Below are 10,585 nucleotides of genomic sequence, written 5' to 3'. Positions count from 1 at the left end.
GGCGCGGCCAGCGCCGCCAGGCCCGGCTCGCGGGCCAGCGCGGCCTCGCCGGCGGTCTCGAGGGCGCGGCGCAGCGGGCGGTGCCGGCCCGAGAGCAGCAGGGCGGTCCCCGTGTCCCGCAGGATCTCCGTGGCGACGAGCGAGTCCCCGCTGCGGGCGGCGTGCTCGGCCGCGGCGTCGGGCCGGCCGGCGGCCACGTACCAGCGGGCCGTCGCCGCCTCGAGCCGCGCCGGGGCGCCGGCGGCGTGCCGGTGCAGCTGCCCGAGCAGGTGGTCGCGCAGCAGGGTCTCCACCCGGTGGAACTCCCGGCCGCGGCCCTCGGGCCGCACCAGGCCCGTCCGCAGGCCGATCGCGTCGAGCACCCCGCCGGCGTCGGCGCGTCCGGAGAGCACCGCGGCGAGCCCGGTCGGCACCGGGTTCACCACGCTGACCCGCCGCAGGAGGTCGAGCTCGGTCGCGTCCAGGTCGGCGAGCGCCTCGCCCTCCAGGTAGTCCGCCACCAGCGGGTGCCCGCCGGAGAAGGCGCGCGCCGCCCCGGGGTCGGCCGGGTCGGCACAGGCCGTCGCGGCCAGGCGGAGGGCGACGGGCCAGCCCGCGGTGCGGGTCTGCAGGACGGCCACTTCGGCCGGGCCGAGGGCCGGCGCCCCGGCGAGGAGGAGCTCCTCGGCCTCACCGGGCGTGAAGCGCAGCAGGTCCGGGCCGAGCTCGCGCAGCCGCCGGGCCACCCGGAAGCGGGCCAGGCCGAGCGGGGGCTCGCTCCGGCCGCACAGCACCACGGCCAGGTCGGGTCGCCGGTCACGCAGGAAGGTGCGTAGCCCGTGGAGGCTCGCCGGGCCGGTCAGCTCGCCGACGTCGTCGAGCACGAGGCGGGGCGGCCGGGGCAGGGCGTCGAGCGCGGCGGTCAGCGTGGCCAGGAACTCGGGGCCACCCGCCTCGGGCCACCCGTGCGGGTCCCGGATCCGGCTCGACGGCGGCACCGTGGGACAGCGGGCCAGGGCGGCCAGCACCGCGGACCAGAGCCGGCCGGGGTCCTCGTCGTCGGCGTCCAGCCGGACCCAGGCGGTCCCGGGACCCGGGCTCGCACGCACCCAGTCCGCCACGGCCGCCGTCTTGCCGAAGCCCGCGGGCCCGCGGACCAGGCCGACGTCGGTGATCCGGTCGAGCGCCGCCCGCACCGCCGCCCGTGGGACGGCCTGCGGTGGGCCGGCGGGGACCCGGATCTTCGCCTCGGGCACCGGTTTCGGGAACAGCACGAACGGCACGAACGTCACCCCCCGACGCGCCGGCAGACTGTTCGACCGGCTGCCAGGCCATGCTGGACCGAGCCTCCGCAGCTCGGCGCCGGGTGTCTGACCCGGCCCGTCGGGCCGAAGGTCCTCCTCACCGCCGGGCCGGGGGCGCAGCCGACGGGGCCGAACGGCGTAGCGTCCCGACGTCCTGGACGGGTGCCGTCCAGCGCCGTTCAGAGCCGTTCAGAGCCGTTCGGCGCCTCCCTCGGTGCCCCTCGGTGCCCCTCGGTGCCCCGCTCGGAGCGGGCCACCGCAGGCCCCGCGCCGTGTGGCTCCGTGCGGGGTGGGCCTGGGTCAGGCCCCGGTCGGCGCCGGTCGGACCGGCAGCCGTTGCGCGGGTCGCCCGCGCAGCACGCGGACCAGCCCGACGATCGCCTCCGCCGGGCCGGCGGGGGCGACCGCCGCGGGCGCCGCCCCCGGCGACGCCACGGGGACACGCACCCGCAGGGCCCCCGGCAGCACCCGGAACCGCAGGGGCGGCGGCAGGCGCAGAGCCTCGCCGTCCACCCCGACCTCGACCAACGGCTTGTCGGAGTCGACCTCGAACTCCGGCGCGTTCCACTGCCGGTAGCCGTGGAAGCTGCGTAGCCGCCCGGTCGCCTGGGCCGCCAGCATCTCCGTGACGTCCCGGCCCCGCTCCACCCGCACGGTGACCAGCCCGAGCACACCGCCGTCGAGCCGGGCACGGGTACCGAACCCGTCGAGCCGGTCCAACCGGTAGTCGCCGTTGGACACGAGCACCATGGCCACCGGCCCGCCGACCTCGCCGTCCGGGCCCCGGAAGCGCAGGTGGGAGCCCTCGGCGCCGGGTCCGAGCAGGTCGGGGGCCATGCGGGCGGTCGTCGCGAGCTTGGCGTCGCGGTAGCCCTCGGACTGCACCACGCCCGCGTAGACGCCGAGCGAGGCGTTGTTGACGAACACCCGGTCGCCCAGCACCGCCAGGTCGATGCGCCGCTCCAGGGCCGGGCCGAACGCGTCGAGCGCGGCCACGACGTCGTCGCGGTCGAGGCCGAGGTCGAGCGCGAAGTGGTTGCGGGTACCCGCCGGCACGACGACGAGCGGGAGGTCGTGCCGCCGGGCGACGTCGGCGACCAGGGCCTGGGACCCGTCGCCGCCCGCCATGCCCAGCACGTCGGCGCCCTGGGCGACGGCCGCCTCTGCGAGCGCCCGCAGGTCGTCGCCCGGTTCCAGCACGACGGGGGTGACCCCGCGGCGGAGGGCCTCGTCCTCGAGCCCGAACCGCGCGACCTTCCCGCCACCGGAGCGCGGGTTCATCAGCAGCACCCCGTGCCCCGCCGCCGGGACGGGACGCAGCCCCGACGGCTCGGGCACGAGGTCGCGCCCCAGGGCGACCCGGGCCAGGCCGGCCGCCACCAGGACGAGGACGACGACGCCGACGGTGCGCAGCACCGAGGCGGTCACCACGAGCAGGACCACGCCGACGAGAGCGAGCAGCGCCACCGTGCAGGCCGCGACCCGCCACGCCCCGCGGCGGACCAGCGCGGTCCACCCCGCGGCGACCGCGATGCCCACCAGCAGCGGGGCCGCGGCGAGCCGCAGCGGGTCCTGCACGAGCGCCACGACCACCAGGGCGATCGCGGCGAGGGCGGCCAGCAGGGCACCCGCCGCCGCGAGGCGCCGCCCCGGACCCGGGCGGGTGCGCCCCGCCGTCCCGACCGCCATCCCGGCCTCCCCGCTCGTCCCGTGTCAGTCCACGAACCAGACCCCGGCCAGGTCGGCCGCGACCAGGCCGCGCTCGGCGGCCATCCGTTCCAGGGCCTCGGCGAGCGTGGAGGAGAGGACCACCACGGTCTCGGTCAGGCCGGGCTCGCCGGCCTCGGCCAGGACCGCGGCGGCCACGGCCCGCGCCCGCTCGGTGCCCTGCTCGGCGTTGACGTCGTCCGACAGCACGGCCAGGACCGCCTCGTACGCCCAGGTCCGGGCCCGAGGAGGGGAGGTCACGCCGAGCACCTCGCCTCAGACGTTCTCGTGCTCCTCGGCGAAGACCTCCCGGAGCTTGTCCTCCTGCTCCTTGGAGAGGTTCGTCGAGATCAGCTCGGCCTGGGTGCCGCGGAACTCGTCGAGCACCTTGTCCTGCACCACGCGCGAGGTCATGAGGAACAGCGCCGACGTGCCCGGCGTGACCTTCTCCCGGACCTCCTTGATGAACCGGTCGTCGATCCCGATGTCGGACATCGAGCCGGCGAGCGCGCCCATCGCCGCACCGACCGCCATGCCGAGCAGCGGAACGAAGAACAGCAGGCCGAACAGCAGACCCCAGAAGCTGCCGCCCAGGGCACCCGCGCCGGACATGCTGTGCAGCTGCTCGGTCTTCGGCTTCTTGCGGCCCTCGGGCCACGTCACGATGGCCGCGTCCTCGAGCGTCAGCAGCTCCTGTTTCTGCAGCCGTTCCACCACGTCCAGCGCGCGCCGGGCGCCGCCCGGGTCGTCGAACTTCCAGACGGTAAGCGTCGCCATGGATCCGCCTCTCCCTCGAGTTGTGGTCGGGGAAGCGACTGTCGTCGCCGCCGCCGGGGCGGGCCTCACCCGACGGGGGCGAACCTCGTCGGGTGCACGATGGGGCCATGCACTTCCGCCACCTCGGCCGCTACGGCTTGCAGATATCCGAGATCACCTACGGCAACTGGCTGACGCACGGCTCGCAGGTGGAGATCGACGTCGCCACGAAGTGCGTGCGCGCCGCCCTGGGGCATGGGGTCACCATCTTCGACACGGCGGACGTCGACGCCGACGGCCGAGCCGAGGAGGTGCCGGGGGCCGCGCTGCAGGGCGAGCGGCGCGAGTCACCGGAGATCTTCACCAAGGTCTACCGGCCCGTGGGCGCATGATGGACCTGGGGATCGCCGGCCGCACCGCCGTCGTCTGCGCCTCCACGCGGGGGCTGGGCCGGGCGTGTGCCGAGGAGCTGGCCCGGGCCGGCTGCACCGTCGTCGTCAACGGGCGGGAGCAGGCCGCCGCCGAACGGACCGCGGCCGAGATCGCCGCCGCGACCGGGGCCGACGTCGTCCCCGTGGGGGCGGACCTCGACACGCCCGGGGGACCGGACCGCCTGCTGGCCGCGGTGCCGCAGGTCGACATCCTGGTGAACAACAACGCGGGCCCGCCCTTCCGGGACTTCCGGGAGATCGACGAACAGGCCCTGCTGGCCGGGGTCCGGGCCAACATGGCCACGCCGATCGGGCTGGTCCAGGCGGTCGTCGACGGGATGGTGGAGCGGCGGTTCGGCCGGATCGTCAACATCACCTCGGGCTCGGTCAAGATGCCGTTGGCGGGCCTGGACCTCTCCAGCGGCGCACGGGCCGGGCTGACCGGGTTCCTCGCCGGCGTCGCGCGGTCGGTGGCGCACGCGAACGTCACGATCAACTTCCTGCTGCCCGGGTCCTTCGCGACGGACCGGCTCGCCGCCGGGCAACGGGTGGCGGCCGAGCAGCAGGGCGTCAGCGTCGAGGAGGTGGCCGCGAACGGGCGTGCGACGATCCCGGCCCGGCGCTTCGGCGAGCCCGCCGAGTTCGGCGCGGCGTGCGCCTTCCTCTGCTCCGCGCAGGCGGGCTTCATCACGGGCCAGAGCCTGCTCATCGACGGCGGCGCGTACCCGGGAGTGCTCTAGATCACGGAGTGGGAATGGCGTCCCCGGCGGTCCCGGTTGCCGCCGACATGAGGATCGGAATCATCGGTGCGGGTTACATCGGCGGCACGCTGACCCGGCGGCTCACCGCCCTGGGTCACGAGGTCCGGGTGGCGAACTCCCGGGCCCCGGAGACGCTGGCGGAGCTGGCCGCGGAGACCGGCGCGACGCCGGTGTGGGCCCGCGAGGCGGCGGCCGACGCGGACGTCGTGATCGTGAGCATCCCGCAGAAGAACACCCCGGACCTCGAGCCCGGCATCGTCTCCTCGGCGAAGCCGGGGGCGCCCGTGATCGAGACGAACAACTACTACCCGCAGCAGCGCGACGGCCGGATCGAGGCGCTCGAGGACGGCACCCCGGAGAGCGTCTGGGTGGCCGGGCTCCTCGGCACCCCGGTGTACAAGGTGTTCAACGGCATCTGGTGGAAGCACCTGCTCGAGCGCGGCGCCCCGCGGGGCACCGAGGGCCGGATCGCGCTGCCCGTCGCGGGCGCCGAGGGTCCCGGCAAGGACACTGTCTTCGCGCTCGTCGACGAGCTCGGGTTCGACCCGGTCGACGGCGGCCCGCTCGAGGAGTCCTGGCGCCAGCAGCCCGGCACCCCGGTCTACGGCAAGGACTACGACGCCGAGCGCGCCCGCGCGGCCCTCGCCGAGGCCACCCGGGAGCGTCCCGCGCAGTTCCGCGCGGCCTGATTCGGCGCGCCGACCGCGTACACCGCGCGGGCTCTCCCGAGAACGCATGCGAAATGGCACGCGCGGTGCACGAATGGCCACTCCCGCGTGACCGTGCTCGACTTTCCCCGGAATCCGTGGAGAATCGGGGCAACCCGCGAGTACGGCGATCGGACGTGAGCGATGGCGAAGATTACGAATATCACCCTGGTGGACGACCTCGACGGCGGTCGGGCGGACGAAACGGTCACGTTCACGCTGGACGGCAAGGAATTCGAGATCGACCTCAGCACGAAGCACGCCTCGGAACTGAGGGAGGCGTTCGCCCCGTTCGTCGGCGCCGCGCGCAGGGCCTCGTCCGGCTCCGGGCGCAGGAACTACGCGCGGGTCCCCTCGTCCTCGGGCAAGACGCGGGAGCAGAACGCCGCCATTCGTGAGTGGGCGGTCTCGGCGGGGTTCCAGGTCTCCGAGCGCGGCCGTATCCCGTCGAACGTGCTCGAGGCGTACGCGAATCGCGGCGCGTCGGCAGCGGCGCCGGAAGCCGGGGACGCGCCGCGGGAAGCCGCCGCGGAACCGGCGGCGGAATCGGAGGCGAAGCCCAAGCGACGCACCCGGAAGAAGGTCGCCGAGGCGAGCTGAGTAACGGCCACCGGAACGGCGCGAAGCACGGGCCTCCGACCCCCGGGTCGGAGGCCCTTGCGCGTGGCGGTGGTTGAGTCGCCTCGTTCCGGCAATGCCTCCCGGGGACGACGAGAGGAGCACGATGCCGGAGCAGGACGGCACGACCGAGCGCACCGTGGTGGTGGTCGGGGCGTCGGGGAACGTGGGGACCGGGTTGTTGCGGGTGCTGAAGGACGTGCCGGACGTGCGGGTGCACGCGGTGTGCCGGCGCCCGCCACCGCCCGTCCCGCCCTACGACGAGGCCGAATGGCACGCCCTCGACCTCACCGCCGCGAACGCCGAGCAGCGCCTCACCGAGCTCTTCACCGGCGCCGACGCCGTCGTCGACCTCGCGTGGGCCATCCAGCCGGTGCGCGACGAGGCGCGGCTGCGGCGCACGAACGTCGACGGGACCGCGGCCCTGCTGCGCGCGGTCCGGCGCTCCGGTGTCGGCCAGTTGGTGTTCGCGTCGTCCCTGGGGGCCTACGCCTCCTCCCCGCCGGACCCGGCCCGGCCGGTGGACGAGAGCTGGCCCGTGACCGGGCAGCCGCGCTCCGCCTACAGCCGGGACAAGCTGATCGTGGAGCGGATGCTCGACGCGTTCGAGCGGGACAACCCGGGCGTCGCCGTGGCGCGGGTCCGGCCGACGCTGGTGGTGCAGCGCGACGCCGCGCGCGAGATGACCCGGCTCTTCCTCGGCCCGATCGTGCCCCATGCACTGTTCGGCCTGCTCGCCGCCGGCAAGGTGCCCCTGTTCCCGATGCCGACCGACACCGTGCTGCAGTTCGTGCACGCCGACGACCTGGGCCGGGCGTTCGTCGAGATCCTCGACCGCCGGTCCCGCGGCGCCTTCAACATCGCCGCCGACGCCCTCGACGCCCGTGAGCTCACCGCCCTGATCGGCGCCCGTCCGGTCCCGGTGCCGCACGAGGTGGCCCGGCTCGTGATCGGTCTCCTGTTCCGGCTGCACGCGCTGGCGCTGTCCCCGGGCTGGTTCGACGTCGCGGTGCGCACCCCGGTCATGGACACCGGGAAGGCGCGGCTGGAGCTGGGCTGGGAGCCGAAGATCGGCACCGCGGAGGGGGTGCGGATCCTGCTCGAGGCCGTGGTCGAGGACGCGACCTCGCCGAGTCCCGCACTCGCCGTCGGATGACCGCGCTGCTCGCGGTCGTCGAGGGCCTGCGGGAGCGCGCGGTCACGGACGACCCGGAGGCCGAGGACGGCTGGACCGTCGACGAGCACGTGCACGAGCTGGGCACCGAGACGCCGGGCGACCCGGTGCCGGGCGGGATCTGGGAGCGCGCGACGGCGCTCGTGCGGGACTACGACTTCACCCCGCCCGAACTGCTGCGGGCCGTCTACCTGCGGGACTCCGCGCTGCTCGGCCGGGACGTCCTGCTCGACGGCCGGTTCGGCCCGCTGCGGTTCCTCATGGGCGTGCGGATCACCGAGGTCGTCGACCTCGTCGACGAGGACGGGTGGCGGATCTGGGGCTGGGCGTACGCGACCCTCGACGGGCACCTGCAGTGCGGGCAGGTGCTGTACCGGGTGGCCAAGCACCGGGCGTCCGGCCGGGTGGAGTTCCGGGCGAGCGTGCGCTGGAAGGCCGATCCGCGGCTCGGCCCCGTGTTCGGGCTGGGCTGGGGCCTGTTCGGGCGACACAGCCAGCTCCGCTTCTACCGGCGCATCGGGGAGCGCCTGCGGGCGCGGGCGGTGCTGGAGCCGCCCGGACACCGCACCCCGGGCCCGGGTCCGCTCGTCCTGGTCCCGGGCGACGCCCGGCCGGACCCGTGGGACCGCGTCCGGCTCCGGGTCGCGCATCCCGTGCGCGGGCGGCGGATCCTGCTCCCGGCGGCCGAGCGGGCCTGAGCGGCCGCCGGGAGGGATCGCGGCTCAGAGCGCGGCGCGGACCACGTCGGCCACCGGGGTGAGCGGGCGGCCGAGCAGCTCGGGCAGGTCGGTGCTCTCGATGTCGAGGTCGCCGCGCGCGATGCTCTCGTCGAGCGCGACGACGAACCCGGCCGTGCCCTCGTCGAGCCCCGCGCCGGTGAGGATGCCGGTCAGATCGTCGCCGCCCACCGGCCGGTAGTCGACCTCCCGGCCGCTGACCTCGCTGATCACGGCCGCGAGCTCCTTGAACGTGAACGGCGTGCCGGCCAGCTCGTAGACCTTCCCGGCGTGCCCCTCACCGGTCAGCACGACCGCGGCGGCCTCGGCGTAGTCGCGGCGGGCGGCCCCGGCGACCCGGCCGTCCCCCGCCGCGGCGACGATCGCGCCGCGGGAGAGGTAGTCGGCGAGCTGCGCGGTGTAGTTCTCGACGTACCAGTTGTTGCGGAGCAGGGTGTGCGGGACGCCCGACGCGGCCAGCAGCTCCTCGGTGGCCTTGTGCTCGGGCGCGAGCGGGCTCCCGGTGGTGTCGGCGCGTGTGATCCCGGTGTACGCGATCAGCTCGACGCCGGCCGCCGCGGCCGCGTCGACGACGTTGCGGTGCTGCTCGACCCGCTTCCCGACCTCGTTGCCGGAGACCAGCAACAGCCGGTGGACGCCGGCGAGGGCGGCCCGCAGCGTCTCCGGCCGGGCGTAGTCGCCCCGCCGGACCCGGACGCCGCGGGCGGCGAGCGGCGCCGCCTTCTCCGGGTCCCGGACGACCGCGACGATGTCGCCCGCCGGGACGCCCCGCTCGAGCAGGGCCTCGATCGCCAGGGCGCCGAGGTGCCCGGTCGCTCCCGTGACTGCATAGGTGGTCATGTGCCGTCGCCTCCTGAGGTGATGTGCGCTTCGACAGTACTAACTATTCGGAAGCGCCTGCATTCCAGGAGGCGCGGTATTCTGCGGGCGTGACCACACGAGCCCCGGACCCGGCACCCGTCTGCGACCCGTCGGACGAGCTCGTGACCTCGGTGTTCGCCCGCAACTGCGCGTCTCGCACGGCCCTGGAGGAGATCGGGGGCAAGTGGGGGATCCTCGCCCTGCTCGCGCTCGGCGAGGGCGCGTACCGGTTCAACGCCCTGCGCCGCCGGGTGGACGGGGTGAGCGAGCGGATGCTGTCACAGACCCTGCAGACCCTCGAGCGGGACGGCCTGGTGACCCGCGAGGTGCACAGCACGATCCCGCCGCGCGTCGAGTACTCGCTCACCACGCTCGGCGGCAAGGTCGCCGAGCGCCTCCGCGGGCTCGCGGACCTGCTCGAGGCCTCGGTCCCCGAGATGACCGCCGCCCGCGAGCGCTACGACGCCCGGGGGACCTGACCGGTCAGAAGAACCCGTCGCGCGCGACGGGCGGGGTGCGCGGGGACCAGCCCAGCGCCGTCGAGATCGCGGTGGCGGTCTCGAGCAGCACGGGCACGGTCTCGTCGCGCAGCCGCTCGGGGGCGAGCCGGCCGGCCGACGTCGAGGAGGCGAGGGCCGCGACCACGGCGCCGGTCCGGTCCCGCACCGGCGCGGCGGCGGAGACCAGCCCCTCCTCCAGCTCGCCGTCGACGATCGACCAGCCCTGCTCGCGGACCTGCGCGAGGACCATCCGCAGCTCGGCGGGGTCGGTGACCGTCCGGGGAGTGTGCCTGCGCAGCGGCGCCTCCTCGAGGAAGCGCGAGATGCTCGCCGGGCCGGCCCACGCGAGCAGCACCCGGCCCATGGACGTGGCGTGCGCCGGGACCCGGGAGCCGACGGCGACGTTGAGGCTCATGATCCGCCGGACCGGCACGCGGGCGACGTAGACCGCGTCGAACTCGTCGAGCTCGGCCAGGGACGCGGACTCGCCGGTGCGCTCCGCGAGGCGGAGCAGGTGGGGCTGGGCGAGCTCGATCCGCGCGTTGGTGGCGGTGTAGTGCTGGCCGATCGTGAGCACCCGCGGGGTCAGTGACCAGCGGGTTCCGTGGTTGGCCACGTAGCCGAGCCGCTGCAGCGTGAGCAGCAGCCGGCGCACGGCGGGGCGGGAGAGCCCGGTCTTCGCGGCGAGCTCGGCGAGGGTCGGGTTCGTCATGTCCTCGTCGAAGGCGAGGAGCACCGCGAACCCGCGTTCGAGGCTCTGGACGTAGTCCCGTTCGCTCCCTCGCTCGGTCTCCCCGCTGTTCACCCTCCCCATCCTTCCGTACCGCTTTCGCGAGCGAGGGCTTGACCGCGGCGCGTGGCGTAGGGCACTCTCGGCCCCGTTGAACGCAAAGCGTTCAACTTGTACGCAAAGCGTACGGCCACCGCACAGGGAGGTGCGAGATGACGGTCCCGCCCCGGGAGCTGCGCAACGCCTTCGGGCGGTTCGCCACCGGTGTCACCGTGGTGACCTGCCGGAACGACGAGGGGACCCCGCACGGGGCGACGGTC

Annotated in this window: 12 protein-coding genes and 1 pseudogene; 7 read left to right on the top strand and 6 right to left on the bottom strand. The window is 75.2% G+C overall.

The annotated features are described in order from the left end of the window. From ABD990_RS33850 to ABD990_RS33835, 4 genes are all read right to left on the bottom strand, one after another. Window positions 1–1,262: winged helix-turn-helix domain-containing protein (locus tag ABD990_RS33850; RefSeq protein WP_486362914.1), on the bottom strand; the 1,262-nt coding region annotated here is incomplete at its 3' end. Between the two features lie 321 nt (window positions 1,263–1,583). Next, window positions 1,584–2,972, bottom strand: coding sequence for a diacylglycerol/lipid kinase family protein (locus ABD990_RS33845; RefSeq protein ID WP_345384898.1), 1,389 nt, complete (start codon window positions 2,970–2,972; stop codon window positions 1,584–1,586). 24 nt (window positions 2,973–2,996) lie between these two features. Beyond that, a complete protein-coding gene (locus tag ABD990_RS33840) occupies window positions 2,997–3,251 on the bottom strand; it encodes a hypothetical protein (protein WP_345384897.1) in 255 nt (84 codons plus the stop codon). A 15-nt stretch (window positions 3,252–3,266) separates the two neighbouring features. Beyond that, window positions 3,267–3,767 carry a DUF1269 domain-containing protein gene (locus tag ABD990_RS33835; protein ID WP_345384896.1) on the bottom strand — a complete coding sequence of 167 codons (501 nt, stop codon included), beginning with the start codon at window positions 3,765–3,767 and terminating at the stop codon, window positions 3,267–3,269. A 107-nt stretch (window positions 3,768–3,874) separates the two neighbouring features. Between ABD990_RS33835 and ABD990_RS33830 the strand changes: the two are divergent. The 6 genes and pseudogenes from ABD990_RS33830 to ABD990_RS33805 all read left to right on the top strand — a co-directional run. Next, a pseudogene (locus ABD990_RS33830) lies at window positions 3,875–4,132 on the top strand (aldo/keto reductase); the annotation flags it as partial. Between the two features lie 2 nt (window positions 4,133–4,134). Further along, complete coding sequence (locus tag ABD990_RS33825; protein WP_345384895.1) at window positions 4,135–4,917, top strand: SDR family oxidoreductase; 783 nt, start codon at window positions 4,135–4,137, stop codon at window positions 4,915–4,917. Window positions 4,918–4,964: 47 nt separating this feature from the next. Beyond that, window positions 4,965–5,627 carry an NADPH-dependent F420 reductase gene (locus tag ABD990_RS33820; protein ID WP_345384894.1) on the top strand — a complete coding sequence of 221 codons (663 nt, stop codon included), beginning with the start codon at window positions 4,965–4,967 and terminating at the stop codon, window positions 5,625–5,627. 162 nt (window positions 5,628–5,789) lie between these two features. Beyond that, window positions 5,790–6,245, top strand: coding sequence for a histone-like nucleoid-structuring protein Lsr2 (locus ABD990_RS33815; protein WP_345384893.1), 456 nt, complete (start codon window positions 5,790–5,792; stop codon window positions 6,243–6,245). Window positions 6,246–6,369: 124 nt separating this feature from the next. After that, on the top strand, window positions 6,370–7,419 hold the full coding sequence (locus ABD990_RS33810) for an NAD-dependent epimerase/dehydratase family protein (RefSeq protein ID WP_345384892.1): 1,050 nt from the start codon (window positions 6,370–6,372) through the stop codon (window positions 7,417–7,419). Then, window positions 7,416–8,135: a DUF1990 family protein gene (locus tag ABD990_RS33805; protein WP_345384891.1), complete on the top strand. Its 720-nt coding sequence runs from the start codon at window positions 7,416–7,418 to the stop codon at window positions 8,133–8,135. Before ABD990_RS33810 ends, ABD990_RS33805 begins: the two co-directional genes overlap by 4 nt. Before the next feature lie 24 nt (window positions 8,136–8,159). On the opposite strand, the gene ABD990_RS33800 is transcribed toward ABD990_RS33805, so the two are convergent. Beyond that, complete coding sequence (locus tag ABD990_RS33800; protein WP_345384890.1) at window positions 8,160–9,014, bottom strand: SDR family oxidoreductase; 855 nt, start codon at window positions 9,012–9,014, stop codon at window positions 8,160–8,162. Window positions 9,015–9,103: 89 nt separating this feature from the next. Between ABD990_RS33800 and ABD990_RS33795 the strand changes: the two genes are divergently transcribed. Beyond that, window positions 9,104–9,514, top strand: a complete 411-nt coding sequence (locus tag ABD990_RS33795; protein WP_345384889.1) for a winged helix-turn-helix transcriptional regulator — start codon at window positions 9,104–9,106, stop codon at window positions 9,512–9,514. 4 nt (window positions 9,515–9,518) lie between these two features. Here the strand turns inward: ABD990_RS33795 and ABD990_RS33790 are convergent, their stop codons facing one another. After that, on the bottom strand, window positions 9,519–10,340 hold the full coding sequence (locus tag ABD990_RS33790; protein ID WP_425569721.1) for an IclR family transcriptional regulator domain-containing protein: 822 nt from the start codon (window positions 10,338–10,340) through the stop codon (window positions 9,519–9,521). Window positions 10,341–10,585: the final 245 nt, after the last annotated feature.

The sequence above is a fragment of the Pseudonocardia yuanmonensis genome (assembly GCF_039542425.1).
Classification (GTDB): Bacteria; Actinomycetota; Actinomycetes; order Mycobacteriales; family Pseudonocardiaceae; genus Pseudonocardia; species Pseudonocardia yuanmonensis.
The sequence above is the reverse complement of the archived record's forward strand: the minus strand, read 5'-3'. Positions and strand labels throughout refer to the sequence as shown.

Excerpts from the sequence above, each read along its gene's own strand:
- ABD990_RS33845 (WP_345384898.1), bottom strand. The coding sequence starts at position 2,972 with ATGGCGGTCGGGACGGCGGGGCGCACCCGCCCGGGTCCGGGGCGGCGC.
- ABD990_RS33835 (WP_345384896.1), bottom strand. The coding sequence starts at position 3,767 with ATGGCGACGCTTACCGTCTGGAAGTTCGACGACCCGGGCGGCGCCCGG.
- ABD990_RS33825 (WP_345384895.1), top strand. The coding sequence starts at position 4,135 with ATGATGGACCTGGGGATCGCCGGCCGCACCGCCGTCGTCTGCGCCTCC.
- ABD990_RS33820 (WP_345384894.1), top strand. The coding sequence starts at position 4,965 with ATGAGGATCGGAATCATCGGTGCGGGTTACATCGGCGGCACGCTGACC.
- ABD990_RS33815 (WP_345384893.1), top strand. The coding sequence starts at position 5,790 with ATGGCGAAGATTACGAATATCACCCTGGTGGACGACCTCGACGGCGGT.
- ABD990_RS33810 (WP_345384892.1), top strand. The coding sequence starts at position 6,370 with ATGCCGGAGCAGGACGGCACGACCGAGCGCACCGTGGTGGTGGTCGGG.
- ABD990_RS33805 (WP_345384891.1), top strand. The coding sequence starts at position 7,416 with ATGACCGCGCTGCTCGCGGTCGTCGAGGGCCTGCGGGAGCGCGCGGTC.
- ABD990_RS33800 (WP_345384890.1), bottom strand. The coding sequence starts at position 9,014 with ATGACCACCTATGCAGTCACGGGAGCGACCGGGCACCTCGGCGCCCTG.